Genomic DNA, 25,514 nt, shown 5'->3' with positions numbered 1-25,514 from the left:
CTCATTCTCCGGATCTTCCGTCCCCGTTGGTCACTGCGTCGAGGACGCCGGGCAGCGACTGGAGGAACGCGTCCACCTCCGCGTCACCGATGATCAGCGGCGGCATGAGCCGTACGACATCGGGGGCGGGCGCGTTGACCAGGAAGCCGGCGTCCTGGGCCGCCCGCTGCACCTGAGCTGCGACGGCCTCGGTGAGCACGATACCCAGCAGCAGGCCCGCGCCACGGACATGGGAGACCAGCGGGTGCCCCAGCGCCTCGATTCCGCCCCGCAGCCGCTCCCCCAGCCGCTTCACGCGGTCGAGGGCGCCGTCGGCGGCGAGGGTGTCCAGAACGGCGAGTCCGGCCGCGCACGCCACCGGGTTCCCGCCGAAGGTCGTACCGTGCTGACCGGGCTTCAGGAGGTCGGCGGCCGGGCCGAAGACGACGGTGGCGCCGATGGGCAGACCGCCGCCGAGGCCCTTGGCCAGGGTGACGAGGTCGGGCAGGACGCCCTCGTGCTGCTGGTACTCGAACCAGGTGCCGGTGCGGCCGATGCCGGTCTGCACCTCGTCCAGGACGAGCAGCGTGCCGGTGGCCGCGGTGATCTCGCGGGCCGCCCGCAGATAGCCCTTGGGCGGTACGACCACGCCGTTCTCGCCCTGGATGGGCTCGATGACGACCAGCGCGGTCTCCTCGGTGACCGCGGCCCGCAGCGCCTCGACGTCCCCGTACGGCACGTGCGTGACGTCGCCGGGCAGCGGGCGGAAGGGCTCCTGCTTCTTCGGCTGGCCGGTGAGGGAGAGCGCGCCCATCGTCCGGCCGTGGAAGCCGCCTTCGGTCGCGACCATGTGCCCGCGCCCGGTCAGCCGCCCGATCTTGAAGGCGCCTTCGTTGGCCTCGGCGCCCGAGTTGCAGAAGAAGACCCGGCCCGGCCGCCCGAAGAGCTCGATCAGCCGCTCGGCGAGCGCCACCGGGGGCTCGGCGATGTACAGGTTGGAGACATGGCCGAGCGAGGCGATCTGGCGGGACACCGCCTCGACGACGGCCGGGTGGCCGTGGCCGAGGGCGTTGACCGCGATGCCGCCGACGAAGTCGGTGTACTCGGTGCCGTCCGCGTCCCACACCCTGGCGCCCGCGCCGCGCACGAGCGCCAGGCCCGGGGTGCCGTAGTTGTCCGTCATGACCCGCTGCCAGCGCTGGGCCAGCTCCTGACCGGTCACTGTGCTTCCCCCTGCTGGTTGTCGGGCACGACCATCGTGCCGATGCCCTCGTCCGTGAAGATCTCAAGAAGGATGGAGTGCGGGACGCGGCCGTCGATCACGCGCGCGGTGGTGACGCCGTTGCGCACGGCGAACAGACAGCCCTCCATCTTGGGGACCATGCCGCTGGAGAGGTCGGGCAGCAGCTTCTCCAGCTGGCTCGCGGTGAGCCTGCTGATGACCTCGTCGCTGTGCGGCCAGTCCTCGTAGAGGCCCTCGACGTCGGTGAGGACCATCAGGGTCTCGGCGCCCAGCGCAGCCGCAAGAGCCGCAGCCGCCGTATCAGCATTGACGTTGTAGACATGTCCGTCGTCCTGGGAGCGGGCGATCGAGGAGATGACCGGGATCCGGCCGTTGTCGAGCAGCGCCTCGATGGCGCCGGTGTCGATCGCGGTGATCTCACCGACCCGGCCGATGTCGACGAGCTCGCCGTCGATCTCGGGGCGGTGCTGGGTGGCGGTGATGGTGTGGGCGTCCTCGCCGGTCATTCCGACGGCGAGCGGGCCGTGCTGGTTGAGCAGCCCGACGAGCTCGCGCTGGACCTGCCCGGCGAGCACCATCCGTACGACGTCCATGGCCTCGGGCGTGGTGACGCGAAGGCCCGCCCTGAACTCGCTGACCAGGCCGTGTTTGTCGAGCTGGGCGCTGATCTGGGGGCCGCCGCCGTGCACCACGACGGGCTTGAGGCCGGCGTGCCGCAGGAAGACGACGTCCTGGGCGAAGGCGGCCTTGAGCGCCTCGTCGACCATGGCGTTGCCGCCGAACTTGATGACGACGGTCCTGCCGTGGTGGCGGGTCAGCCACGGCAGCGCCTCGATGAGGATCCGCGCCTTCGGGAGGGCGGTGTGCTTACGGGTACTCATGGGCGCAGCCCATTCCTTGGAAGGGTGGTGGTGGGAGACGGGTGGGCGCTCATGAGCTGTACGCGCTGTTCTCGTGGACGTAGTCGGCGGTGAGGTCGTTGGCCCAGATGACGACGGGCCCGGCGGATCCGGCGGCGAGGTCGGCGGTGATCCGGACCTCCCGGTAGCGCATGTCGACGAGGTCGCGGTCCTCTCCGACAGAACCGTTCTCGCAGACCCACACGCCGTTGATGGCGACGTTCAGCCGGCCGGGGTCGAAGGCCGCCTTGGTGGTGCCGATGGCGGAGAGCACCCGGCCCCAGTTGGGGTCCTCGCCGTGGATGGCGCACTTGAGGAGGTTGTTGCGGGCGATGGAACGCCCGACCTCGACGGCGTCGTCCTCGCTCGCGGCGTTCACCACCTCGATGCGGATGTCCTTGCTGGCGCCCTCGGCGTCCCCGATCAGCTGGCGGGCGAGGTCGTCGCAGACGGTCCGTACGGCCTCGGCGAACTCCGCGTACTCCGGGGCGGCTTCGGAGGCGCCGGAGGCGAGCAGCAGCACGGTGTCGTTGGTGGACATGCAGCCGTCGGAGTCGACCCGGTCGAAGGTGGTGCGGGTGGCGTCGCGCAGGGCGCGGTCCAGGACCGGGGTGTCCAGGTCGGCGTCGGTGGTGAGGACGACGAGCATGGTGGCGAGGCCGGGGGCGAGCATGCCGGCGCCCTTGGCCATACCGCCGACGGTCCAGCCGTCCTTGGTCACGACGGACGTCTTGTGGACGGTGTCGGTGGTCTTGATGGCGATGGCGGCCTTCTCGCCGCCGTGTGCGGAGAGCTCAGCGGCGGCCTTCTCGATGCCCGGCAGCAGCTTGTCCATCGGGAGCAGTACGCCGATGAGCCCCGTCGACGCGACGGCGACCTCGCCCGCGCTGTGGCCCTCCAGCACCTCGGCCACCTTCTCGGCGGTGGCGTGGGTGTCCTGGAAGCCCTTCGGTCCCGTACAGGCGTTGGCGCCACCGGAGTTGAGGACGACGGCGGTGACCGCCCCGCCCTTCAGGACCTGCTCCGACCACAGGACGGGAGCTGCCTTGACGCGATTGGAGGTGAAGACGCCGGCCGCGGCTCGGCGGGGCCCGGTGTTGACCACGAGGGCCAGGTCCGGGTTGCCGTTCTCCTTGATCCCGGCGGCGATGCCCGCCGCCGTGAATCCCTTGGCTGCCGTCACGCTCACTGTGTCTCCTCGTTCGCTTCTCCGCCCGCGCGGCGCGCCGCTGCGGCTTTCTCCCCCAGTGCCTTAAGGGCCTGGGCGGTACCCCCAGTCGACCGCGGACCGGTGGCCGCGCGTGCTCCCCCGGCTACCGCTGGGAGGTGCCCCCAGCTCACGGCGCGACTCCGGTCGTGGTCAGGCCCGTGGTCTCGTCGAGCCCCAGGGCGATGTTCATGCTCTGCACCGCGGCGCCCGCGGTGCCCTTGGTCAGGTTGTCGAGGGCGGCGACCACCACGATCCGGTGGGCGCTCTCGTCGTACGCGACCTGGATCTGCACGGCGTTGGAGCCGTACACGGACGCGGTGGCGGGCCACTGCCCCTCGGGGAGCAGATGGACGAACGGCTCGTCGGTGAACGCCTTCTGGTACGCCGCCCGTACGGCCTCGGCGCCCACCCCCGGCTTCGCCTTGGCGGAGCAGGTGGCGAGGATGCCGCGGGCCATGGGGGCGAGGGTCGGTGTGAAGGAGACGGTGACGCGCTCCCCGGCGGCCGTGCTCAGGTTCTGGATCATCTCGGGGGTGTGGCGGTGGCCGCCTCCGACGCCGTACGGCGACATCGACCCCATCACCTCGCTGCCGAGCAGGTGCGGCTTGGGGGCCTTGCCCGCGCCGGAGGTGCCGGAGGCCGCGACGATCACGGCCTCGGGCTCGGCGATGCCGCTCTCGTACGCGGGGAAGAGCGCCAGCGAGACGGCGGTGGGGTAGCAACCGGGGACCGCGATGCGCCTGGCCCCCTCCAGCGCGGCGCGGCCGCCCGGCAGTTCGGGCAGCCCGTAGGGCCAGGTCCCGGCGTGCGGCGAGCCGTAGAACTTCTCCCAGTCGGCGGCGTCCTTCAGCCGGAAGTCGGCGCCCATGTCCACGACCAGCACCTCGTCGCCGAGTTGCTCGGCGACGGCGGCGGACTGCCCGTGCGGCAGCGCCAGGAACACGACGTCGTGGTCGCGGGCGAGCACCTCGACGGTGGTCGGCTCAAGCACACGTCCGGCCAGCGGCAGCAGGTGCGGCTGCAGCGCGCCGAGCCGCTGCCCGGCGTTGCTGTTCCCGGTCAGGGCGCCGATCTCGACACCGGGGTGCGCAATGAGTAGCCGCAGCAGTTCCCCGCCCGCATACCCACTCGCCCCGGCCACTGCCGCTCGTACCGCCATCGAAGCCTCCTCGTCGATGGCATGACTATACGCAACTATGCAGTTTTATGCAAAGGTCCTTTCGGGCCGCCGCCGCTCTCCTGTGACTGCCGTCGCAGACGGGTGCATAAGACCATCGGCATGGCACTGCGACCTGTTCAGGCCTCGATCCCGCCACCACCCCCGCGGCCCACCAGGCGGAGTTGGTCGCGCGCCTGAAGGCTCCCGGTGCGGCGCCCGTCGACGTGGGCCGGGGCGACGTCCCGTGGACATGCCTCGCCGACCCTCTGCGTCCTCGCCCCGGCCCGAGGCGGAGCCTGACGGCACCCCGGCATGTGAGCCCTGTCGCTCCCCCGGCACCCGCCCCTCAGTACCCCGTGGGCCGCACCAGCCCCGTCTCGTACGCGAAGACCGCGGCCTGGGTGCGGTCGCGGAGGGCGAGTTTGACCAGGATGCGGCTGACGTGGGTTTTCACCGTCTGCTCGGCCACCGTCAGCGCTGCGGCGATCTCCGCGTTGGAGAGGCCCTGGGCGATCAGGGACAGAACCTCCGTCTCGCGTTCGGTCAGGGTGGCCACGCGGTCCTTCAGCGGGGCGCGGGGGGCGCCGACGGTGCGGGAGAACTCGGCTATCAGGCGCTTGGTCACACCCGGCGAGAGCAGGGCGTCGCCGGCCGCCACCACCCTTACCGCGTGGGCCAGTTCGGCGGCGGAGGCGTCTTTCAGGAGGAAGCCGGAGGCGCCCGCGCGCAGGGCCTCGTACACGTACTCGTCCAGGTCGAAGGTGGTCAGGATGAGGACCCTGACCGTGGTGTCGGCGGGGGCGGTGACGCGGCGGGTGGCCTCGATGCCGCCGAGCTCGGGCATCCGGACGTCCATCAGGACGACGTCGGGGGCCAGTTCGGCGACCTTGGCCACGGCGTCGAGGCCGTCGACCGCCTGGCCGACCACCTCGATGCCGGGTTCGGCGTTGAGCAGCACCGTCAGACCCTGCCGGACCATCATCTGGTCGTCGGCGATCAGGACGCGGATGGCGGGCGTCGTCATGGGGTTTCCTCGGTGGGCTTCGTGGAGGTGGTGGTGCGGGCCGTGGGCAGCAGGGCCGTGATCTCGTAGCCGCGCTCCGGGGTTGCCCCGGTGGCCAGTTCGCCCCCCAGCATCGCAGCCCGCTCCCGCATCCCCAGCAGGCCGTGGCCGGTGCCCGGCGAGGGCGGGGCGGTCCCGGTGGGCCGGGAGTTGGTGACGCGGACGGTGACCGAGGACGGGTGGTAGCCGATCTCCACCCGCACGCTCGCCCCGGGCGCGTGCCGCATCGCGTTGCTCAGCGCCTCCTGGACGATACGGAACGCCGAGAGCCCGACGCCCGGGGAGAGCGGGCGCGCGGTGCCCGTGGTCTCGGTGGCGACCTCCAGACCGGCGGCCCGCACATTGGCGACCAGTTCGCCGAGCCGGTCGAGGGTGGGCTGCGGAGCGTGCCGTACGCCCTCCGCATCCGGGTCCGCCGAGCGCAGGACGCCCAGGACCCGGCGCAGTTCGGTGAGCGCCTGGACGGCGTTCTCGCGGATGCCCGCCAGGTTCTCCGTGAGCTCCGCGGGCGGGTCGGCCACCAGGTGCGGGGCGACCTGGGCCTGGATGGAGATCACCGACATGTGGTGGGCGACCACGTCGTGCAGCTCGCGGGCGATGCGGCCGCGCTCCTCCAGGAGGGTGCGCCGGGCCCGTTCGTCGGCGGTGAGCACCTCCTGCTCGACCAGCCGGGAGCGGGCCACCCGGCTGATGCGCAGCGACGCTCCGACCACCACGGCGGTCCCGAAGGCGATGGCGGCCCGGGTGACGTCCTGGTTGTGGCTCCGGCCCGAGAGGGCCAGGTCGAGCAGCCCCGACCCGACGGTGATCGCCAGCGCCGCGGCGGCGACCCGGGGGCGGACCCGCAGCGACAGCAGGAGCAGCACCACGGTGTGCAGCGCGATCCCGGCGATGCTCCACGGCCACACCCTGCCCTCGGGGACCGTGGCACCCGCGGACTCCGCCGCTACGAAGAGCGCGGCCGTGGAGAGCCACCAGGCGGCCACCGGGCGGGAGAGCGCCATGACGACCGCTCCGGCCTGGGCCACGGCGCACACCGCTACGGCGGCCTTGGCGGACCCCGTCGCGTAGGTGTACTCCACCCCGTTGGCGATCCCGACGCCCAGCGCGAACAGCACCACATGGACGTGCGGCAGCCAGCCCAGCACCCCCTGGCGCGGCAGCGGGTCGCGCTCCACCGTCCACAGCTCCCCGCGCATCCCGCGCGCCCCCGCCCATACGGCCGTCACCAGCCGTTCCATGTCCACCCGTGTCACTCCTACGCCCCCCTTGATCACGTCGCTCACCCTAGGCACGCGGCACCGCCGTCTCGCTCTCCGCCCGGTGCACGCGTACGACCCGACCGCCGCCGCGCGTGCGCCTGGCGCCCTGCTCGTACGTGCGGAACGCCGCCCAGCACACCAGCAGCGCCCCGGCGAACACCGGCAGCCAGGCGAGCCGGGCGACCACCCAGCCCGCGCCGTCGGGCACGGTGTGCAGACCGGGCAGCGGGCGGCCCGCGAGCAGTCCGGTCGCGGTGACGGCGATCATCGCGGTCTGGTGCCAGAGGAAGACGGTCATCGCGTACAGGTTGAGCAGGGCCACCGCCGCCCAGGCCGCCGGGCGGGCGAGGACCCGCCGCAGCGGGCCGAGCAGCAGCAGCGCCGCGCCGCACTGGGCGAGGCCGAAGGCGACGGCCGCGAGGGTGGGCGGGTTCAGATTGGAGACGGCGGCGCCCGGCACGCCGACCATGGACGCCGGGTAGCCCGCCCACAGCACCAGAGCGGCGGTGGCGGCGGCGCCCCCGGCGAGGAGCACCCAGCCCGTGGTGCGGGAGCGCGGACCGCCGCGCGCCCACAGCGCGCCCAGGCAGTACGGGACCATCCAGCCCGCCGCCACATTGATCCAGCCGAGGGCGGCGGGGCCGTCGAGCCCGAAGCGGAACAGGTCGACGTAGAGCACGACGGCCAGCGGCCACAGCGGGTGCGTCCGGGCGAGCAGCGGGGTCGCCGCCGTCAGCGCGGTGAAGACCAGCAGGAACCAGAGCGGCGACAGGACCAGCTTGAGCAGCGCGTGCACGGTGTCGTAGCCGGCCCCGGCGGCGAACAGCGCGACCACGGCCACCGTCCACACCACGAGGACGGCCGCGACCGGCCGGAAGAGGCGGGCCAGGCGGGCGCGCAGCCACTGCCCGTAGGTGGCGCCCCGGGCGCGTGCCGAGGCGTGGCCGCCCGCCGCCACCCGCCCGCCGACGAAGAAGAACACGGCCAGGGTCTGGAACATCCAGGAGACCGGGGCCAGTTCGGGCAGGTGCTGGAGGGGGCTGACGGCGCGCAGGGTGCCGCTGTCCGCGACCAGGGCGGTGACCAGCCAGTGGCCGAGCACCACGCCGAGGATGGCGAAGGCCCGCAGGGCGTCCACGGCCCGGTCGCGGTCGGGCGGGGTGGCGGCGTCGATGCGCCGGACGAGCTCACGCATGGCGGCGCTCCTCGGTCGGGGTCTGGCCGGAGGCGATCAGGGCGATGTTGCGCAGGGGGACGGAGCCGGGCTTCAGGTAGTCGCTGTGGCCGCCGGTGCCCGCGTCGAAGACCCGCGCCCCGAACGGCTTCGACACCGGGTCGGTGCCGAACCCGACGGTGGCGACCAGGAGCGGAAGCCGCAGATGGGGCACGTCGGCGATCCAGTCGCCCGACGCCCGGCCCGCCCAGACGGCGGCGCGGGTGTGCAGCTGCCCGACGTCGTGGGCGCCGGTGCCGGGGCTGCCGTACAGGACCAGGGCGTCGGCGCGTAGCTCGGAGGCGGCTCGCGCGCAGACGACGGAGCCGTAGGAGTGGCAGAGGACCGCCATACGGGCGCCGGGCTTGGCCGCGCCCAACTCCCGTACGAATACGTCCAGTTGAGGCGCCGCCCGGTCGGCACGGCCCGTGGTCACCGACCCGGCGCTGCCGGTGGCCGGGGTCGGGTAGCCGAGCCAGGCGACCACGGCGGACCGGGTGCCCATCTGCCGCTGGAGGGCCCCGGCCCCGGCCCGCAGGCGCCCGTACTTGTCGAGGCTGGTGTCCGAGCCCGGCACCAGGACGGCGATCCGGTCGGCGTGCGCGAGGTCGCCGACGACCTCGGCGGTGCGCCCGCCGTCGCGGCCGTCGAAGGAGAGGAAGTGACGCCCGGGCCCGGCCATGGCGCGCAGCGCGGCGGCCCGTCTGCGGTCGCCGTGGCCGGCGGCCATGCGTTCGGCCGCCCTGATGCCGTCACGGGCGGCGCTGTAACGCGCGTCGAGCGCGATGGAGGTCGCGGCGGTCAGCGGGGCGAGGGCGGCCGGGGCGGGCGCCGGTACGGCCGCGGGGCGCACCGCGCCCGCCAGCGGCGCCGCCACCGAGGCGACGACGAGCGCGGCGAGCAGGGTGCGGAGCGCGCGGCTGCTGACGCGGGGGTGGGGGGCCATGGGCGGGGGTCCTTCCGTACCGGGTGCCTCGCGCGACGGCCGGGGGACGGCCTGCGCGGTGACGTGCCTGATGGCTTGCCTGCTTGGCGTGCTTGCCTGCCTGCTTGGCTTGCCTGCTTGGCTTGCCTGCTTGCGGTACCGACGTTATGGATCAAGGCCCGTCGCCCGCGTCCGACCAGGGAGGGCATCTTCCGCGTAGCTCCGAAGTACTACGGGTAGGGGGTGCGGGCCGCCGAACTGCCCCGCGGCGGCGATGAGATCCTTTGTCACCAGGACGAGGAGGAGCTCCCGTGGGTGAGAACAAGCAGCTCATGCTGGCCGGTGAGTGGTATCTGCCCGACGACCCCGAGCTGGGCGCGGACACCGAGCGCCGGATCGCGCGGTGCGCCGCCTACAACGCGGCGGCCGGGGCCCCGCCCGCCGAACGGCACAAGCTGCTGGCCGAGTTGCTGGGCGAGGTCGACGAAAGCGTACGGGTGCGACCGCCGTTCCACTGCGACTTCGGCTACAACATCAGCATCGGCGCCGGTACGTTCGTGAACTTCGGCGCGGTGTTCCTGGACACCGGCCGGATCACCGTCGACAAGGACGTCCAGATCGGCCCGAACGTGCAACTCCTCACACCCACGCACGAGTTGGACGCCGAGCGGCGGCGCCAGGGGTGGGAGAAGGCCGAGCCGGTGACGATCGGGGACAACGTGTGGCTCGGCGGCGGGGTGATCGTCTGCCCCGGGGTGAGCATCGGCGCCGACACGGTCGTCGGCGCCGGGGCGGTGGTCACCAGGGACCTGCCCGCCGGGGTGCTGGCCGTCGGCAACCCGGCCCGGGTGATCCGCGAGCTCGGCTGAGAACCGCCCGCCCGCTACCCCGCCAGGCTCATCAGGCTCAGGTGCCAGCGGTGGGCACCGCCGGTCAGCGTCACCGTCGACAGCGGCCGGACGTCGACGTTCCAGTACGCCGACGGCGGCGCCTTCAGGGCGTACACCAGCGCCGCCCGTACGACCGCGGGTTCGGCCACCGCCACCATCGCGCCGTCGTCGGCGGGCCGGGTGTCCAGCCAGCCCCCTATCCGGGCGATGAAGCCGAGCAGCGGCTCCCCGCCGTGCGGGGCCGCGCGCGGGTCCGCGAGCCAGGCGTCGACGGCATCGGGCTCGCGGGCCGCGACCTCGGCCAGGGTGTATCCGCGCCAGCGGCCCATGTCGCAGTCGCGCAGCGCGGGCTGGGCCATCGGCGCGTAGCCGAGGGCGTCGCCGGTGGCCCGGCTGCGCGCGGTCGGCGAGCAGTAGCGCAGCTCGGCCGCGCCGAGCGGCACCAGGGCGTGGGCGGCGAGGGCGACCTCGTGCCAGCCCGCCCCGTCGAGCGGGCGGTCGTCGTCGAAGCGCTCGGCCAGCAGCGCCGAGCAGCGCGCCGCCGCGACCAGCGTCAGCCGGACAGTCATGGCCGAGATCGTGCGACCGAACGGGCGGTTGGTCAAGAGGCTGCGACCGCGAGCAGTCCCGGCGGCCCGCTCAGACCGCCCGCTGGGCGCCCACCTCGTCGTACGCCATGCGCAGCCGCCGTACGCCCTCGTCGATCTCGGCCCGGCCCGCCACGCCCGCGAAGCACAGCCGGAGGTGGGCGGCGGGGGGCTCGGCGCTGAAGTAGGGGCGGCCGGGGGCGACGGCGACGCCGGAGCGCAGGGCCGCGGCGGCGACCGCGTCCTCGGGCGTGCCGTCCGGCAGCCGCAGCCAGAGGTGGTAGCCGCCGGACGGCAGGTGCGGCACATCCAGCTCGGGAAGGTGGACGGCCAGGGCGGCCGCCATGGCCTGTCTGCGGTCCCCCAGCTCCTGGGACACGGAACGCAGATGGCGGGGCCAGGCCGGGGAGCCGACCAGCTCCAGGGCCGCCTCCTGGAGCGGGCGCGGCACGAAGAAGCTGTCGACGACCTGGATCGCGCGCAGCCGTTCCAGGACCGGGCCGCGGGCGGCGAGCGCGCCGACCCGCAGGCTGGGCGAGGCCACCTTGGTGAGCGAGCGGACGTGGACGACCACGCCGTCCGGGTCGTCGGCGACGAGCGGCGCGGACAGCGGGCCCGCGTCCGCGTGGCCGAGCAGGCGCGCGAAGTCGTCCTCGATGACGAACGCCCCGAACTCCCGGGCCACCGCGCGCACTTCGGCCCGCCGGGCCGGGGAGAGCACCGCGCCCGTCGGGTTCTGGAAGAGCGGCTGGCCGACCAGGACGCGGGCGCCGGTGGCCCGGAAGGCGGCCGCGAGCAGATCGGGGCGCACCCCGTCGGTGTCGACCGGCACCGGCACCGGCCGCAGCCCCGAGGCGCGGGCCACCGCGAGCATGCCGGGGTAGGTGGGCGACTCCACCAGGACCGGCGCGCCCGGCGCCGCGAGCGCCCGCAGCGCCGTGGTGAGCGCGGACTGGCCGCCGGCGCAGATCAGCACCTCGGCGGCGGTGACCGTGCCGCCGATCTCGCGGGCGAACCAGTCGCGCAGCTCGGGCAGCCCGTCGGTGGGCGGCCGCCCCCAGGCGCCCGGGCGGCGGCCGGCCCGGGCGAGGGCGGCGGCCATCGCGCGCTCCGGCTGGAGGGCGGGGGCGAGATAGCCGCCGTTGAACTCGATCACCCCGGGCGGTGGCGCGGCGAGGGTGGCCAGGACCCCGGAGGCGTCGACCGCGCGCGGCACCGCGTCGGTGGCGCCGTCGGCGCTGAGCGACACCTCCTGCCAGGAGGTGTCGCCGGGGCGGGACGCGGGCGTACGGGGCTCGGCGCGGAAGACGCCGGCGCCGGGCCGGGTGACGACGAGGCCCTCGGCGGCGAGCCGGGCGAGCGCCCGGGAGACGGTGACCGGGGAGACCCGGTACCGCTCGACGATCGCCCTGCTCGACGGCAGCTTTCCACCTACGGAGTAGCGGTCGAGCTCATCTTTGAGGATGGTCGCCAGTTCGGCCTCACTGCTACGCTCTTGCATGACAGCACAGGATAGCGCTACTGCCCGGACGTCGATAGCGGTCGACGGGCCCACAGCCCGCACCACACCCGCCCGAGCCACGTCCCCGGCCCTGCCTGCCGCCGCCCCGGCCGCCGCCGCCTCGCGGCAGGGCGCGCTCCTCGCCGGGCTCGGCGTCCTCGCCTTCTCGCTGACCTTCCCGGCCACGGCGTGGGGCCTGGAGAGCTTCGGCCCGTGGTCGCTCGTCGCCGTCCGCAGTCTGCTCGCCGGGCTGATCGCGGGTGCGTTCCTGCTGGTGGGCCGGGTATCGCTGCCCGAGCGGCGGCACTGGGCCGGGCTCGCGGTGGTCGCGGCCGGGACCGTGGTCGGCTTCCCGCTCCTCACCACACTCGCCCTGCAAACGTCGACGACCTCGCACGCGGCGGTCGTCGTGGGCCTGCTGCCGCTGACCACGGCCGCGCTCTCGGCGCTGCGGACCGGACGCCGCCCCTCCCGCGCCTTCTGGGCGGCGGCGCTGGCCGGAGCCGGGGTGGTGGTCGCCTTCACCGTCCAGCAGAGCGGCGGCGCCCTCTCCACCGGCGACCTCTACCTCTTCGGGGCGCTGCTGATCTGCGCCGCCGGATACACCGAGGGCGGACGCCTTGCCCGGGTGATGCCGGGGTGGCAGGTGATCGGCTGGGCGCTGATCCTCACCCTGCCGCTCGCCGTCCTCGGCTCGGCGGTCGCACTCGCCGCCGAACCGGTCCATCTGAACGCGCACGGCGTCCTCGGGGTGCTGTGGGTGGCGGCCGGGTCGCAGTTCTTCGGGCTGTACGTCTGGTACCGGGGCATGGCCGCCATCGGCGTGCCCCGGGCCAGCCAGCTCCAGCTGGCGCAGCCGCTGCTCACGCTGGTCTGGGCGGTCCTGCTGCTCGGCGAGCACCTCTCCCCCGCCGCCCCGCTGGCGGCCGCGGGGGTGCTGGTCTGCATCGCCGCGACCCAGCGCGCGGCGGCCTGAAACCGCACGGGCCACGCCACGCATGGCTCATCCGTACGGGCTCAACTCGGGCTGCCCGCCTTAAAATGGGCATATGCGAGCGAGCGTGGGCGACCGGCTGCTGGTTCACGGCAGAACCGTCGGACAGCACGACCGGAGCGCGGAAGTCATCGAGGTACTGGGCCCCGACGGGACACCGCCGTACCGGGTGCGCTTCGAGGACGGGCACGAGACCCTGATGTCACCGGGTCCCGACACCGTCGTCAGGCATGTGGCGCAGGAGTAGGCGGCGCGGTCACGGCCGCACCCGTCCCGGATAGTGGTCCGCGACCACGCGCGCCATCGCGCCGATCCGGTCCTGGGCGACGTCCTTCGCCGAGAAGAAGCAGTGCCCCCGCACGGAGCGGTACTTCCGTGCGAGCGTGAGGTGGCGGGAGAGCTCGGCCGGGTCCTGCCACGCCGCGGGCTGCGCGGGGTTCCCGGCCTTGTAGAGGGCCTCCCCGATGATCAGCTGGGTGCCGCTGCCCCGCGCGACCGCGTCCCACCAGGGCACGAGCTTGGCGTAGTCGGCGGCCTGGAAGCCGATGTTCCAGTACACCTGCGGGCAGATGTAGTCGATCCAGTGCTCGCGCACCCACTTCCTGGTGTCGGCGTGCAGGTCGTCGTAGGTCTGCACGCCTGCCGTGGTGGGCGAGCCGAGCGGGTCGGTCGCCGCGTTGCGCCAGACCGCGAACGGGCTGATCCCGAACTTCACCCGCCGGCGGATCTGCTTGATCCGGGCGGCCGTCTCCCGTACCAGCTTGTCGATGTTGTCCCGGCGCCAGGCGGCGCGGTCCGGGAAGCCCGCGCCGTACCGGGCGTACGCGTCGTCGTCCGCGAAGGTCTGACCGGCCACCGGGTACGGATAGAAGTAGTCGTCCCAGTGCACCGCGTCCAGGTCGTAGCGCGCGACCGCGTCCAGCATCGCGTCCTGCACGAACCGGCGGACCTCGGGCAGCCCCGGGTTGTAGTAGAGCCGTCCGCCGTACGCCACGACCCAGTCGGGGTGCACGCGCGCGGGGTGGGTCGGCACCAGCCGGGACGGGTCGGTGTGGTTGGCCACCCGGTACGGGTTGAACCAGGCGTGCAGCTCCAGGCGGCGCCGGTGGGCCTCGCGGACGGCCGTGCCCAGCGGGTCCCAGCCCGGGTCCCGGCCCTGTTCACCGCTCAGGTACTGGGCCCACGGCTCGTACGGCGAGGGCCACAGGGCGTCGGCGGTGGGGCGGACCTGGAGCGCCACCACGTTGAGTCTTCGGTCCGCGGCCCGGTCGAGGTGGGCGAGGAGCTCGGCCTCCTGCTGGGCCGGGGGCAGACCCGGTTGTGAGGGCCAGTCGAGGTTGGACACCGTGGCCAGCCACATCCCGCGGAACTCCAGGGGCCGGGGCGGGTTCCAGGGACGGGCCGGGCCGGGGGTCGCCAGGACCTCCGGCGCGCCCTCCGCGGCACTGGCCGCACCCGCTGTGACCAGCCCGTTCATCGCGCCCGCCGTTCCGGCCGCGAGGGTCCCCGCCAACAGTCCCCGCCGAGTGATCCGTCCCACTTGGTGACCCCCTCGTCGCTACGAATGTCCGGTGTTGCGCACAGCATGCCCGCCCCACCCCGTGATCCACACGCAGGCGCGGAGTAACGTCGTGGGCCGGGACGGGCGCCGGAATCACACGGGGGACCCGCCAGGACTTTTCTGTCAGAAGCGAAAGGCACGATGTGACCGACATCGAACGCGTCGGAGTGGTGGGCTGCGGCCAGATGGGGGCCGGCATCGCGGAGGTGTGCGCCCGCAGCGGCTTGGACGTGAGGGTCGCCGAGACCACCGGCGAAGCCCTGGAGATCGGCCGTACCCGGCTGCACAACTCCCTTTCGAAGGCCGCCGAGCGCGGCAAGATCACCGTGGCGGAGCGCGACGAGACGCTCGCCCGGCTGAGCTTCACCACCGACCTCGGCGAGTTCGCCGACCGCGATCTCGTCATCGAGGCCGTCGTCGAGAACGAGCAGGTCAAGACCGAGATCTTCCAGGTGCTGGACCAGGTGGTGACCCGCCCGGACGCGATCCTGGCCTCCAACACCTCGTCCATCCCGCTGGTGAAGCTCGCGGTGGCGACCTCGCGGCCCGACCAGGTCATCGGCATCCACTTCTTCAACCCGGCCCCGGTGCAGAAGCTCGTGGAGCTGATCCCGGCGCTCACCACCTCCGAGGGCACCCTCAGCCGGGCCCAAACCATGGTGGAGAAGGTCCTCGGCAAGCACGCGATCCGCGCCCAGGACCGCTCGGGCTTCGTCGTCAACGCCCTCCTCATCCCGTATCTGCTCTCCGCGATCCGGATGTTCGAGTCGGGCATCGCCAGCCGCGAGGACATCGACAACGGCATGGAGCTGGGCTGCGCCCACCCGATGGGCCCGCTCAAGCTGTCCGACCTCATCGGTCTGGACACGGTCGCCTCGGTGGCGGACTCGATGTACGACGAGTTCAAGGAGCCGCTGTACGCGGCGCCGCCGCTGCTGCAGCGCATGGTGGACGCGGGGCGCCTGGGCCGCAAGACCGGGTCCGGTTTCTACTCGTACGCCTGAGAGGTCCGAGACGTCTGCCGCCGGGCCCGGCTCCTCTGTGTGAGGGCCGGGCCCGCCGCGTTCACACCCGGTGTGCGCCGCGAGCCCGCATATGCTCTTCGCACACTCTCCCGCCCCTGGAGCAGGGCGAGTTGACTCCTCGACGAAAAGTCAATGGCGTTCCGCCACAACGACGAAGGAGCCTCGCCGTGCCGAGCGACCCCGGCCACCCCCTGGCCGTCGACGAACTGTTCGAGTTACGCCGTTCCCTGGAAGTGGGCCTGGCCCGCATCGACGGACAGCTGACGCTGCACACCCACCGGGACGACCAGAGCGAACGCGAACTGACCGAGCTGGGCGTGCGGGTGGCGTCCCTGGAACACACGAGGTGGCCGCTGCCCGCGCTCACGGTGCTCACCGCCCTCGGCGCGCTGACCGTGGCGGTGTGGCAGGCGCTGGGGCGGTGAGCGGGTGACGGCTAGCCGTCGCCGAGCCGCATATGGTGCAGGAGCAGGAGTCCGGCCGCCATGTTGGCGGCCGGGACCTCGCCGCGGGCGATCATGTCGGGTACCAGCTTGAGCGGTATCCACTCGCGCCGTGACGACTCGAAGTCGTCCTCGGGGTGGCCGATGTACTCGGCCGACTCCGACCAGTAGAGGTGGTGCCGGGCGTCGATGAGCCCGTTGGCGGGCTCGACGGTGAGGAGATGGCGCAGCGGGCCGGGCCGCCACCCGGTCTCCTCCTCCATTTCGCGGGCGGCCGCGGCCGCGATGTCCTCGCCGTCCTCGACGACCCCGGCGGCCAGCTCCCAGCCCCAGCTGTCGGTGATGAAGCGGTGCCGCCACAGCAGCAGCACCTCGTTGGCCTCGTTGACGGCGGTCGCCACGGCGACCGGGCGGAGCCGGATCACGAAGTGGTCCAGGTGCCGCCCGTCCGGGAGGGCGACGTCGGCGAGATTGACGCGGAACCAGCGATTCTCGTACACAGTTTGTTCACTCAGGTTCGTCCACTGCACGTTTTTGCCACCTTCCGACAAGTAGATGGCAATATCGCAGCAGGCGCACGCTCACAGGGGAACGCGCAGTGCCCCGTCGATCAGCTCGGCGGCCTGGTCGGCGCCGGCGCAACCGCTCTCGATCAGATGCTCGCGTACGACGCGCAACCGGTCGCGCAACCGCTGCGACTCCATCCCCCGGGCCCGCTCGGCCATTTCGACCGCCGTCGCGACGGCCCGGTCCGCCTCGCCCTGCCGGAGCTCGATCTGCGCGAGCATCGCGAGGCGGTGCACCCTGCCCCGGTCGTGCGAGGGGGCGTGCGCCGCCAGTCCCGCCTGCTCGCGTGCGGCCGGCAGATCGCCGAGCCGCAGCAGGGCCTCCGCCACCTGGACGTTGACCAGGCCCGGCTGGACGTAGCCGGTCTCGGCGGGTTCGTTCTTCGGCCGGATCCGCTCGGCCGCCCGCTCGGCGCCGCGGATCGCGCCGAGCGCACTGCGCCCGTCGCCGAGGTGTGCGTACGCCTTCGCCTGCATCGCGTGCAGATCCGCGGCGAGCGCCGGGGTGAGCTGCCGGCCCGCCGTCCGCAGCGCCGCCTCCGCGAAGGCGACCGCCTGGCGGTAGTCGTGCATGTACAGCGACTGGTTGACGAGCAGGGCGATCACATACGCGCCGAGCCCCCGGTCCCCGCTCGCCTTCGCCAACCGCAGCGCCTGGTGGAAGTAACGCTGGGCCAGGCCCTGGGCGTTGGAGTCGTACGCGCAGATGCCGGCGATCGCGACCAGCCCCCCGGTCGCCCGGTGCAGCTGTCGGCCGGTCTGGTCGGTGTAGCAGCCGCGCAGCAGCGGCGCGGTCTCGGCGTTGAGGAAGCCCACTATGCGCGACCGGGTGGCGATGCCCCCGGCCTTGCGGTACATCAGCTCGTAGTGCGCGCGGGCCGCCCGCAGCATCTCGATGTCGCTCTCGCTCACCGCGGTCTGGCCGTGCCGGGACACATCGGTGTCCTCCGGCGGGTTCTCCCACTCCCACACCGGCATCACGGCCGGGGTGCCGGTGACCGCGGCCGCGCCCAGTATGTGCGGACGCTGCTGCTCGTCGGAGCGCCACAGGGCGGTGGCGCGCTCCACGAACCCGGCGAGCGGCGAGCCCACCGGCGCGACCGGCTCGCCCGGCACGCCGAGCCCGATGTCGTCGAGGGTGACCGGCCGGTGCAGCCGGGCCGCGAGCACCTCGCAGATCAGATCGGGCACCTGGCCGCGCGGCCGCTGGCCCTTCAACCACCGGGCCACCGCGGTGTGTTCGTACCTCAGTGCCAGGCCTCTGGCACGGCCGGACTGGTTCACATGGGCCGCGAGCCCGGCGTTCGAGATGCCCGCCTCGTCGACCAGCGCGTCGAGCAGGGTATTGGGCTGCATCAGGCCCTCCGTTGGCTCGGTGCGCCTAGGTCCTGTCGTGACATTCCCGTCGTCCGCCCCCCGGAGGGCGTGCCAGACGCCGCGGGGCAGGCGGGAACGTGACGACAGGGCCCAGCGTAGACGAGGCGCGTTCACACGGGGTGTGAAGGGAGTACTCGCATTTATGCGCCGCGCACTCTGCCGCGCGATGGCGGCTGCCGATTGACTGAACTGCCTCTCCACAGAGGCGTGCCGGGCCGCCGGCTCCCCCTCGTACAGTGCGGCGGCCCGCTCCCGGCGCCGCCGGTCCTGCCGAACTGCCCGTCACTCCGCGGCAGGACCGACGGCGCACACGCGACCGGCTCAGCTCAGCGCCGTGCCTGCGCGGTCCCGACGGCCGCGGGCTGTGCGGACACGCGCAACCGGTCGTTGCGCAGCACCATCAGCGCCACGTCGTCGGCGAGCCGTCCGCCGGTGTGCCGCAACAGCTCCCGCTGTACGCAGTGGACCACCGCGGCGGGTGACAGCGGGGTGTCCAGGGCCGCCCGGGCGAGTACTTCCTGCAGCCGGAAGAACCGCCCGGCGCGGTCCCGGGCATCCTCGGCGCCGTCCGTGTGCAGACACAGTGCCTCCCCCGGCAGCAGCCGGGTGCAGCGGTGCAGCGGCAGTTCGGCGGGGAGGGGGAAGGAGCCGAGCGGGGGCAGCGGGTCGCCGGGCAGCAGCGGCTCGGCGCCGCCGCACAGCCGGTAGGGCCACGGATGGCCGCAGTTGAGGGCGAGCACCAGGCCGTCGTCCCGGATCTCCAGGAGCAGTACGGTCACGAACTCCTCGGCGAGCGGGCTCTCCGGCTCGCTCGCACACCAGACCGGATGTTCACCGCGGGCCCGCTCGCGCAGGTGCCGTTGCAGCGCCCGGTCCAGGCGCCGCAGCACGCCCGAGAGATCCGGCTCGTCGTGGGCGGCCTCGCGGAAGCTGCCGAGCACCGCCGCGACCGCGCCGAGCGAGCCGAGGCCGTGGCCACGCACATCGCCCATGACGACCCGCACCCCGTACGGCGTGGCCATCGCCTCGTACAGATCGCCGCCGACCTCCGCGCCCCGGGCCGCGCAGAGCTGTCCGGCGGCCACGGTGAGCCCGTCGAGGCGGGGCGGCGGCGGGCGGAGCAGCACCCGCTGGGCGGCGTCGGCGACCTCCTGCACCTGCCGCAACTCCCGTGCCGCGGTCAGCCGTACGCCGTGCACCAGGCAGACCACCGCGATCAGGAAGGCCACGCAGGTGGCGATCCGCAGGCCCATGGACTCGTCGGTGGCCAGCGGGCAGGTCAGCTGCCAGCCCACCACCAGGGCCAGCCACAGGCCGGGCAGCGCGAGGGCGAGGCCCCGGCCCGTACCGAGGGCGCTCGCGCAGGCCGCCGTCCAACTCCTGGTACGGATCATGCCGTCGGCCCCCCTAGGCCCCTGCGCCGTTCACCCCTGTACCGGCTCTCACCGGCTGCCCCGGCCTTCACGGCCGGTTTGATTCTGTCGACGGTGCGCCCCCTTCCGCGTACATCGCTCCCTCATCTCACCCGAACGAGTGAGAGCACGTGAGGACATGCGCGAAGGGCGCATCCGGGGATCCGGATGCGCCCTTCAGGGGTCCTGCCTGCGCGTTACGCCCCGCGGAGCACCGCGCCCGTGCGCTCGGCGGCCAGGGCCACCGCCGCGTCGCGGGCGGCCGAGGCCTCCTCGACGGTCAGCGTGCGGTCGGCGGCGCGGAAGCGCAGCGCGTACGCCAGCGACTTCTTGCCCTCGCCGATCTGCTCGCCGGTGTAGACGTCGAACAGCCGGATGGACTCCAGGAGTTCACCGGCGCCGCCGCGCAGGAAGTACTCGACGACGGCGGACGGGACCTCCGTGTCGACGACCAGCGCCACGTCCTGGGTGGCCACCGGGAAGGTGGAGATCCGCGGCGCCTGCAGGGCGTCCTCTCCGGCCTTCGCGAGCAGGTCCAGGTCGAGCTCCATGGCGCAGGTGCGCTCGGGCAGGCCCAGCGCCTTGACCACGCGCGGGTGCAGCTCGCCCGCGTGGCCGATGACGACGATCTCGCTGTCGATGACGACGGCGAGCTCGGCGCACCGGCCCGGGTGCCACGGCCCGTACTGGCCCTGCTGGACGATGAGTTCGGCGCCGGCCTCGTGGGCCAGGGTCCGGGCGGCCTCGACCGCGTCGGCCCAGTCCGCCGGGCGGCCCTTGCCCCACCAGCCGGCCTGCTCGCGCGCACCGGCGAGGACGACGGCCGCGTGCCGGGGCTGCGCGGGCAGCACGGCGTCGAGCGCGGCGATCTCCTCGTCGGTGGGACGGCGGTCGACGGGCAGCTGGACGGCGACGCCCTGCTGCTCGCCCGGCTGGAAGACCAGACCGGTCTCGAAGAGGGCCAGGTCGTGGCTGCCGCGGCCGTCGTTGCGGCGCAGCGCGGTGAGCAGTCCGGGCAGCAGCGTGGTGCGCAGCGCCGGCTCCTCGTCGTTGAGCGGGTTGACCAGCTTCACGACGCGGCGGGCCGGGTCCCCGGCCTCCAGGCCCAGCTGGTCGAAGACCTGCTCGGAGACGAACGGGTAGTTCAGCGCCTCGACGTAGCCGGCCCCGGCGAGCGCGCGGCCCGCCCGGCGGTGCAGCCGCTGGCGCTCGGTCAGACCGCGGCCGGCGGGCGGCCTCGGCAGGGTGGAGGGCAGGTTCTCGTACCCCTCCAGCCGGATGACCTCTTCTGCGAGGTCGTTCGGCTCGGTGAGGTCGGGGCGCCACGAGGGCACGGTGACGACGAGCTCGTCCTGCCCGTAGACGTCGCAGCCGATCTCCTGGAGGCGGCGCACGACGGTCTCACGGCCGTAGTCGACGCCCGCCACGCGGTCCGGGTGGTCGGCGGCGACGGAGATGGTGCGCGGCGCGGAGGGCGCGATGACCTCGGTGACGCCGGCCTCGGCGGTGCCGCCCGCGAGCAGCACGAGCAGGTCGACGGTCCGCTGGGCGGCCGCGGAGGCGGCCTGCGGGTCGACGCCGCGCTCGAAGCGCTTGGACGCCTCGGAGGACAGCTTGTGGCGGCGCGCGGTGCGGGCGATGGCGACCGGGTCGAAGTGCGCGGCCTCGATCACCACCTCGGTGGTGCCCCTGACCTGTCCGGTCTCCGGGTCGGTGACCGAGTCGGCGATCTCCGTGTTGGCGCCGCCCATCACACCGGCCAGGCCGATCGGGCCCCGGTTGTCGGTGATGACCAGGTCGGCGGCGTCCAGCTTGCGCTTGACGCCGTCGAGGGTGGTGAGCACCTCGCCGGGCTCGGCGCGGCGAACGCCGATCGGGCCGTCGACCAGCGTGCGGTCGTAGGCGTGCAGCGGCTGGCCGAGTTCGATCATCACGTAGTTGGTGACGTCGACGGCGAGCGAGATCGGCCGCATGCCGGCCTTCTGGAGGCGGCGCTGGAGCCAGATCGGCGAGCGGGCCTCGGGGTCGAGGCCGCCCACGGTGCGCGCGGTGAAGCGGTCGCAGCCGATCGGGTCGGCGCTCTTCACCGGGTAGCCGTACGAGTTCGGCGCGGGCACGTCGAGCAGCGCCGGGTCGCGCAGCGGCAGGCCGTACGCGATGGCGGTCTCGCGGGCCACGCCGCGCATCGACAGGCAGTCGCCGCGGTTGGCGGTGACGGCGATGTCCAGGACCTCGTCGACGAGCTCCAGGAGCTCGATGGCGTCGGTGCCGGCCTCGTGCTCGGGCGGCAGGACGATGATGCCGCCGCTGCCGTCGTCGCCCATGCCCAGCTCGTCGCCGGAGCAGATCATGCCGTGCGAGGTCTTCCCGTACGTCTGGCGGGCGGCGATGGCGAAGTCGCCGGGCAGCACGGCGCCGGGGAGCACCACGACGACCTTGTCGCCGACCTGGAAGTTGCGCGCGCCGCAGACGATCTCCTGCGGCTCGCCGGTGCCGTTGGCCGTGCCGACGTCGACCGTGCAGAAGCGGATGGGCTTCTTGAAGCCCTCCAGCTCCTCGATGGTCAGCACCTTGCCGACGACCAGGGGGCCCTTGAGGCCGCCGCCGAGCTGCTCGACGGTCTCGACCTCCAGGCCGGCGGAAACGAGCTTGGCCTGGACGTCACGGCCGGTCTCCGTCGCCGGCAGGTCGACGTACTCCCGCAGCCAAGAAAGCGGGACCCGCATCAGATCTCCATCCCGAACGGCCGGGTGAACCGGACGTCACCCTCGACCATGTCTCGCATGTCTTCGACGTTGTGGCGGAACATCAGCAGGCGTTCGATGCCGAAGCCGAAGGCGAATCCGCTGTACTTCTCGGGGTCGACGCCGCAGGCGGTGAGCACCTTCGGGTTGACCATGCCGCAGCCGCCGAGCTCGATCCAGCCCTCGCTGGAGCAGGTGCGGCAGGGGCGGTCGGGGTTGCCGACGGACTCGCCGCGGCACACGTAGCAGACCATGTCCATCTCGGCGGACGGCTCGGTGAACGGGAAGAAGTTCGGCCGCAGCCGGGTCTTCATGTCCTGGCCGAAGAGCGACTGGACCATGTGGTCCAGGGTGCCCTTGAGGTCCGCCATGGTCAGGCCCTCGTCCACGGCGAGCAGCTCGACCTGGTGGAAGACCGGGGTGTGCGTGGCGTCCAGCTCGTCCGTGCGGTAGACCCGGCCGGGGCAGATCACGTACACCGGCGGCTCACGGTCGAGCAGCGAGCGGATCTGCACCGGGGAGGTGTGCGTGCGCAGCACCGTGCCGGAGTTCGCGGAGCCTCCCCCGAGGTCTTCGCCCTGGGGGGTACCCCCAGCGGCCTGGACGAAGAAGGTGTCCGCCTCGCCGCGGGCCGGGTGGTCCGGGCCGATGTTGAGCGCGTCGAAGTTGAACCACTCGGCCTCGACCTGCGGGCCCTCGGCGACCTCGTAGCCCATGGCCACGAAGATGTCCTCGATGCGCTCGGAGAGCGTGGTCAGCGGGTGGCGGGCGCCGGCCGGTACGCGGTCGTACGGCAGCGAGACGTCCACCGCCTCCTCGACCAGGACGCGCGCGTCGCGCTCGGCCTCCAGCTCACTCTGGCGGGCGGCCAGCGCCTTGTTCACGGCGCCGCGGGCCATGCCCACGCGCTTGCCCGCCTCGGCCTTGGCCTGCGGCGGCAGGGCGCCGATCTCACGGTTGGCGAGCGACAGGGGCGAGGTGCCACCGGCGTGCGCGGTCTTCGCGTGTGCGAGCGCGTCGAGGTCACCGGCCGCGGCGAAGGCGGCGAGCGCCTCGTCCCGCATGCGCTCGATCTCTTCCGGTTTCAGCGCCTCGACCTCAACAGGGTCGTACGACTTATTGGGTGCCGACATCTCTTCCCGTACTTCCGATTGGCTTGGCTGGGGGTCCCGCCACCGCGACAGCGACTGGGCCGCGCGACAGCACGGACACGAACGCGCCAAAGGTCGAGTCTAACGGGGTGGGTGAATGCGGATGCGCCCGTGGGCGGCCCGGCGGTCGCTACTGGAGGTAGGCCGGGGCGCTGACGGGCAGGATAAATCGGAACTCGGCGCCGCCGCCGGAGCCGCGGCCCACCGCGATCGTCCCGCCGTGCGCCTCCACGATGCCCTTGACGATGTAGAGGCCGAGGCCGGTGCCGCCGCGTTTGCTGCCCCGCCAGAAGCGGGTGAAGACACGGCCCATCGACTCCTCGGGGATGCCGGGGCCTTCGTCGCTCACGGCGACGGCCGTTCCCTTCTCGTCGTGCTCGTCGATGCGGACGGGCGCGGGTGCCACCTCGATGGTGACGGTTCCCTCGCCGTGGCGCACCGCGTTTTCCAGCAGGTTGCCCAGGACCTGGTCGATCTTGTCCGGATCCGCCCACAGATCGGGCAGCGGCCGCTGGATGCGGACGAGGAAGCGGTCGGGGGCCTGCCCGGCGGCGACATGGGCCTGGATGTGCCGGCCGACGGCGGCCGCTATGTCCACGGGCTGGCGGCGCACCTCAAGGCGGCCCGAGTCGATCCGGGAGATGTCCAGGAGCTCGGCGATCAGCCGGGTGACGCGGTTGGCGTCGGCGTCGACGGTCTCCAGCATCAGCCGCTTCTGGTCGTCCGTGAACCGCTCCCACTTGGCGAGCAGCGTCGCGGTGAACCCCTTGACCGAGGTCAGCGGCGAGCGCAGCTCGTGGGCGACGGTGGCGATCAGCTCGGCGTGGCTGCGCTCGGTGCGCCGCCGGGCCTCGGTCGAGCGCAGGCTCACCACCACCCGGCGCACCGGGCCCATGGGGTGCTCGCGCACGTACCGCGCGGAGACCAGCACCTCGCGTCCGCCGGGCAGCAGCAGATTGCGCTCGGGCTGGCCGACGCGGATGGCGAGGCCGCCGTACGGGTCGGTCAGCTGCCACCAGCGGCGGCCCTTGAGGTCCTCAAGGGGCAGGGCGCGCTCCAGCTCCACGCCGAGCGCGTCGCGCTTGGAGACCGCGGTGATCCGGGCGGCGGCCGCGTTGAAGCAGATGACCCGGCCCTTCTCGTCGGCGACGACGAGGCCGTCGGGCAGGTCCTCGGGGTCTATCCCCAGGGCGTCCCGGCCGACGGAAGGGCACACCAGGGCGTTCTCACCGATGGTCCTCACGCCGACTGCCATCCCCGTATCCCACCTCTCCGAAGCGCACAGTGGGCCTCCGAGCCCGACACACTACTAGCTGGAGGTGACGGTGCGGACCCCCTCAGCGAGGAGTGCGGGTGCGCTGGGCCCGCGCCGAGGCGTACAGGCACACCGCGGCGGCGGTCGCCAGGTTGAGGCTCTCGGCCTTGCCGTGGATCGGGACGCGCACCACGGCGTCCGCGAGGGCGCGGGTCTCCTCCGGCAGGCCCCAGGCCTCGTTGCCGAAGATCCAGGCGGTGGGGCCGCCCATGGTGCCCGCGTCGAGCTCGTCGTCGAGGTCGTCCTCGCCCGCCCCGTCGGCGGCCAGGATCCGTACGCCCGCGTCCCTCAGCCCCTGTACGGCCTGCTCCACCGGCACACCGACGGCGACCGGAAGATGGAAGAGCGAGCCGACCGACGCGCGCACCGACTTGGGGTTGTACAGGTCGACGGAGGCGTCGGTGAGGACGACCGCGTCGGCGCCGGCGGCGTCCGCGCAGCGCAGTACGGTGCCGGCGTTGCCGGGGTCGCGGACGTGCGCGAGGACGGCGACGAGCTTGGGCCGCGCCTTGAGGATCTCCTCGAACGGCGAGTCCAGGAAGCGGCAGACGCCGACGAGCCCCTGCGGGGTGACGGTCTGCGAGACCTCGGCGAGCACCTCGTCGTCCGCGTAGTGCACCCGGGCCCCGGCGTCGCGGGCGGCGTCCACGATGTCCGCGTACCGCTCCGCCGCCTCGGCGGTGGTGAACAGCTCGACGAGCGTCGCCTCCCCGCCGACCCGGTGCTCCACGGCCTCCCGCACGGCCTGCGGCCCCTCGGCGATGAACAGCCGCTCCTTCCCCCTGAAGTTGCGCCGCGCGAGCCGCCTGACGGCGGCGACGCGGGGGGAGCGCGGGGAGATCAGCTCGGGCGTGGGCATGTACTCGCGGTCTCTCTACGAGGGGGCGGGGGGCCTTGGCCCGGGGGTTGTCTGCGGGCCGGTGGGAGCTGAGCGCGCAGTTCCCCGCGCCCCTGAAAGCGCCCGATGCCGCGCAGCGGCACTCAAGGGGCGCGGG

23 protein-coding genes and 1 pseudogene are annotated in these 25,514 nt (G+C 73.3%); 6 read left to right on the top strand and 18 right to left on the bottom strand.

Going from position 1 to position 25,514, the window contains the following annotated elements:
- Position 1 precedes the first annotated feature (1 nt).
- The 4 genes from ACFWA7_RS23165 to argC form a co-directional block, all read right to left on the bottom strand.
- Complete coding sequence (locus tag ACFWA7_RS23165; protein ID WP_385824917.1) at positions 2-1,201, bottom strand: acetylornithine transaminase; 1,200 nt, start codon at positions 1,199-1,201, stop codon at positions 2-4.
- The gene (gene argB / locus ACFWA7_RS23160) at positions 1,198-2,103 is read right to left on the bottom strand and encodes an acetylglutamate kinase (RefSeq protein WP_385539847.1); all 906 of its coding nucleotides are present in this window, start codon (positions 2,101-2,103) and stop codon (positions 1,198-1,200) included. The genes ACFWA7_RS23165 and argB overlap by 4 nt, the downstream gene beginning before the upstream one ends.
- Positions 2,104-2,152: 49 nt before the next feature.
- A complete protein-coding gene (argJ, locus tag ACFWA7_RS23155; RefSeq protein WP_385539845.1) occupies positions 2,153-3,310 on the bottom strand; it encodes a bifunctional glutamate N-acetyltransferase/amino-acid acetyltransferase ArgJ in 1,158 nt (385 codons plus the stop codon).
- A 148-nt stretch (positions 3,311-3,458) separates the two neighbouring features.
- Positions 3,459-4,490 carry an N-acetyl-gamma-glutamyl-phosphate reductase gene (argC, locus tag ACFWA7_RS23150; protein ID WP_385824915.1) on the bottom strand — a complete coding sequence of 344 codons (1,032 nt, stop codon included), beginning with the start codon at positions 4,488-4,490 and terminating at the stop codon, positions 3,459-3,461.
- Positions 4,491-4,633: 143 nt separating this feature from the next.
- On the opposite strand from argC, the pseudogene ACFWA7_RS23145 reads away from it, so the two are divergent.
- A pseudogene (locus tag ACFWA7_RS23145) lies at positions 4,634-4,756 on the top strand (VOC family protein); the annotation flags it as partial.
- Positions 4,757-4,836: 80 nt separating this feature from the next.
- Here the strand turns inward: ACFWA7_RS23145 and ACFWA7_RS23140 are convergent.
- The 4 genes from ACFWA7_RS23140 to ACFWA7_RS23125 are packed head-to-tail and all read right to left on the bottom strand — an operon-like array spanning position 4,837 to position 8,974.
- Positions 4,837-5,514: a response regulator gene (locus tag ACFWA7_RS23140; protein WP_385539841.1), complete on the bottom strand. Its 678-nt coding sequence runs from the start codon at positions 5,512-5,514 to the stop codon at positions 4,837-4,839.
- Positions 5,511-6,794: a sensor histidine kinase gene (locus tag ACFWA7_RS23135; RefSeq protein ID WP_385539898.1), complete on the bottom strand. Its 1,284-nt coding sequence runs from the start codon at positions 6,792-6,794 to the stop codon at positions 5,511-5,513. The genes ACFWA7_RS23140 and ACFWA7_RS23135 overlap by 4 nt, the downstream gene beginning before the upstream one ends.
- 46 nt (positions 6,795-6,840) lie before the next feature.
- Positions 6,841-8,010 (bottom strand): acyltransferase, encoded by a 1,170-nt coding sequence (locus ACFWA7_RS23130; RefSeq protein WP_385539839.1) that lies wholly within the window; start codon positions 8,008-8,010, stop codon positions 6,841-6,843.
- Complete coding sequence (locus ACFWA7_RS23125) at positions 8,003-8,974, bottom strand: alpha/beta hydrolase (RefSeq protein ID WP_385824913.1); 972 nt, start codon at positions 8,972-8,974, stop codon at positions 8,003-8,005. The genes ACFWA7_RS23130 and ACFWA7_RS23125 overlap by 8 nt, the downstream gene beginning before the upstream one ends.
- A 290-nt stretch (positions 8,975-9,264) precedes the next feature.
- Between ACFWA7_RS23125 and ACFWA7_RS23120 the strand changes: the two genes are divergently transcribed.
- The gene (locus ACFWA7_RS23120) at positions 9,265-9,822 is read left to right on the top strand and encodes a sugar O-acetyltransferase (RefSeq protein ID WP_385824911.1); all 558 of its coding nucleotides are present in this window, start codon (positions 9,265-9,267) and stop codon (positions 9,820-9,822) included.
- 14 nt (positions 9,823-9,836) lie between these two features.
- Here the strand turns inward: ACFWA7_RS23120 and ACFWA7_RS23115 are convergent, their stop codons facing one another.
- Complete coding sequence (locus ACFWA7_RS23115) at positions 9,837-10,412, bottom strand: histidine phosphatase family protein (protein WP_385539833.1); 576 nt, start codon at positions 10,410-10,412, stop codon at positions 9,837-9,839.
- A gap of 70 nt (positions 10,413-10,482) precedes the next feature.
- Positions 10,483-11,931: a PLP-dependent aminotransferase family protein gene (locus tag ACFWA7_RS23110; RefSeq protein WP_385824909.1), complete on the bottom strand. Its 1,449-nt coding sequence runs from the start codon at positions 11,929-11,931 to the stop codon at positions 10,483-10,485.
- Between ACFWA7_RS23110 and ACFWA7_RS23105 the strand changes: the two genes are divergently transcribed.
- Positions 11,930-12,907 carry a DMT family transporter gene (locus ACFWA7_RS23105; RefSeq protein ID WP_385824907.1) on the top strand — a complete coding sequence of 326 codons (978 nt, stop codon included), beginning with the start codon at positions 11,930-11,932 and terminating at the stop codon, positions 12,905-12,907. The genes ACFWA7_RS23110 and ACFWA7_RS23105 overlap by 2 nt on opposite strands.
- Before the next feature lie 73 nt (positions 12,908-12,980).
- Entirely contained in the window at positions 12,981-13,172 is a 192-nt protein-coding gene (locus ACFWA7_RS23100) for a DUF1918 domain-containing protein (protein ID WP_385539828.1), read from the top strand.
- A 9-nt stretch (positions 13,173-13,181) separates the two neighbouring features.
- Here the strand turns inward: ACFWA7_RS23100 and ACFWA7_RS23095 are convergent, their stop codons facing one another.
- Positions 13,182-14,465 (bottom strand): glycoside hydrolase family 10 protein, encoded by a 1,284-nt coding sequence (locus tag ACFWA7_RS23095; protein WP_385539827.1) that lies wholly within the window; start codon positions 14,463-14,465, stop codon positions 13,182-13,184.
- Between the two features lie 164 nt (positions 14,466-14,629).
- Here ACFWA7_RS23095 and ACFWA7_RS23090 point away from each other — a divergent pair, with 164 nt between their 5' ends.
- Together ACFWA7_RS23090 and ACFWA7_RS23085 are read left to right on the top strand one after the other, a co-directional pair.
- On the top strand, positions 14,630-15,490 hold the full coding sequence (locus ACFWA7_RS23090) for a 3-hydroxybutyryl-CoA dehydrogenase (protein WP_385539825.1): 861 nt from the start codon (positions 14,630-14,632) through the stop codon (positions 15,488-15,490).
- 188 nt (positions 15,491-15,678) lie between these two features.
- A complete protein-coding gene (locus ACFWA7_RS23085) occupies positions 15,679-15,936 on the top strand; it encodes a hypothetical protein (RefSeq protein ID WP_385539823.1) in 258 nt (85 codons plus the stop codon).
- Positions 15,937-15,947: 11 nt separating this feature from the next.
- Here ACFWA7_RS23085 and ACFWA7_RS23080 read toward each other — a convergent pair whose 3' ends face one another.
- From ACFWA7_RS23080 to ACFWA7_RS23050, 7 genes are all read right to left on the bottom strand, one after another.
- Complete coding sequence (locus ACFWA7_RS23080; RefSeq protein ID WP_101387464.1) at positions 15,948-16,484, bottom strand: NUDIX domain-containing protein; 537 nt, start codon at positions 16,482-16,484, stop codon at positions 15,948-15,950.
- Between the two features lie 51 nt (positions 16,485-16,535).
- The gene (locus ACFWA7_RS23075; RefSeq protein ID WP_385539820.1) at positions 16,536-17,876 is read right to left on the bottom strand and encodes a transcriptional regulator; all 1,341 of its coding nucleotides are present in this window, start codon (positions 17,874-17,876) and stop codon (positions 16,536-16,538) included.
- Between the two features lie 347 nt (positions 17,877-18,223).
- Complete coding sequence (locus ACFWA7_RS23070; protein ID WP_385539818.1) at positions 18,224-19,291, bottom strand: PP2C family protein-serine/threonine phosphatase; 1,068 nt, start codon at positions 19,289-19,291, stop codon at positions 18,224-18,226.
- Between the two features lie 215 nt (positions 19,292-19,506).
- Complete coding sequence (gene pheT, locus ACFWA7_RS23065) at positions 19,507-22,035, bottom strand: phenylalanine--tRNA ligase subunit beta (protein WP_385824905.1); 2,529 nt, start codon at positions 22,033-22,035, stop codon at positions 19,507-19,509.
- On the bottom strand, positions 22,035-23,186 hold the full coding sequence (gene pheS, locus ACFWA7_RS23060) for a phenylalanine--tRNA ligase subunit alpha (RefSeq protein WP_385539816.1): 1,152 nt from the start codon (positions 23,184-23,186) through the stop codon (positions 22,035-22,037). The genes pheT and pheS overlap by 1 nt, the downstream gene beginning before the upstream one ends.
- A 148-nt stretch (positions 23,187-23,334) precedes the next feature.
- On the bottom strand, positions 23,335-24,459 hold the full coding sequence (locus ACFWA7_RS23055) for an ATP-binding protein (protein ID WP_385824903.1): 1,125 nt from the start codon (positions 24,457-24,459) through the stop codon (positions 23,335-23,337).
- A gap of 82 nt (positions 24,460-24,541) precedes the next feature.
- Entirely contained in the window at positions 24,542-25,378 is an 837-nt protein-coding gene (locus ACFWA7_RS23050) for a TrmH family RNA methyltransferase (RefSeq protein ID WP_385824901.1), read from the bottom strand.
- Positions 25,379-25,514 lie beyond the last annotated feature (136 nt).

This window comes from Streptomyces sp. NPDC059994, from assembly GCF_042737755.1.
Classification (GTDB): Bacteria; Actinomycetota; Actinomycetes; order Streptomycetales; family Streptomycetaceae; genus Streptomyces.
Note: the sequence above shows the minus strand (reverse complement) of the source record. Positions and strands in the feature narration are given on the sequence as shown.

Excerpts from the sequence above, each read along its gene's own strand:
- ACFWA7_RS23135 (WP_385539898.1), bottom strand. The coding sequence starts at position 6,794 with ATGGAACGGCTGGTGACGGCCGTATGGGCGGGGGCGCGCGGGATGCGC.
- ACFWA7_RS23050 (WP_385824901.1), bottom strand. The coding sequence starts at position 25,378 with ATGCCCACGCCCGAGCTGATCTCCCCGCGCTCCCCCCGCGTCGCCGCC.
- ACFWA7_RS23140 (WP_385539841.1), bottom strand. The coding sequence starts at position 5,514 with ATGACGACGCCCGCCATCCGCGTCCTGATCGCCGACGACCAGATGATG.
- ACFWA7_RS23055 (WP_385824903.1), bottom strand. The coding sequence starts at position 24,459 with ATGGCAGTCGGCGTGAGGACCATCGGTGAGAACGCCCTGGTGTGCCCT.
- ACFWA7_RS23130 (WP_385539839.1), bottom strand. The coding sequence starts at position 8,010 with ATGCGTGAGCTCGTCCGGCGCATCGACGCCGCCACCCCGCCCGACCGC.
- argB (WP_385539847.1), bottom strand. The coding sequence starts at position 2,103 with ATGAGTACCCGTAAGCACACCGCCCTCCCGAAGGCGCGGATCCTCATC.
- ACFWA7_RS23075 (WP_385539820.1), bottom strand. The coding sequence starts at position 17,876 with ATGCAGCCCAATACCCTGCTCGACGCGCTGGTCGACGAGGCGGGCATC.
- ACFWA7_RS23115 (WP_385539833.1), bottom strand. The coding sequence starts at position 10,412 with ATGACTGTCCGGCTGACGCTGGTCGCGGCGGCGCGCTGCTCGGCGCTG.
- ACFWA7_RS23125 (WP_385824913.1), bottom strand. The coding sequence starts at position 8,974 with ATGGCCCCCCACCCCCGCGTCAGCAGCCGCGCGCTCCGCACCCTGCTC.
- ACFWA7_RS23110 (WP_385824909.1), bottom strand. The coding sequence starts at position 11,931 with ATGCAAGAGCGTAGCAGTGAGGCCGAACTGGCGACCATCCTCAAAGAT.
- argC (WP_385824915.1), bottom strand. The coding sequence starts at position 4,490 with ATGGCGGTACGAGCGGCAGTGGCCGGGGCGAGTGGGTATGCGGGCGGG.
- ACFWA7_RS23070 (WP_385539818.1), bottom strand. The coding sequence starts at position 19,291 with ATGATCCGTACCAGGAGTTGGACGGCGGCCTGCGCGAGCGCCCTCGGT.
- pheT (WP_385824905.1), bottom strand. The coding sequence starts at position 22,035 with ATGCGGGTCCCGCTTTCTTGGCTGCGGGAGTACGTCGACCTGCCGGCG.
- ACFWA7_RS23100 (WP_385539828.1), top strand. The coding sequence starts at position 12,981 with ATGCGAGCGAGCGTGGGCGACCGGCTGCTGGTTCACGGCAGAACCGTC.
- ACFWA7_RS23105 (WP_385824907.1), top strand. The coding sequence starts at position 11,930 with ATGACAGCACAGGATAGCGCTACTGCCCGGACGTCGATAGCGGTCGAC.
- pheS (WP_385539816.1), bottom strand. The coding sequence starts at position 23,186 with ATGTCGGCACCCAATAAGTCGTACGACCCTGTTGAGGTCGAGGCGCTG.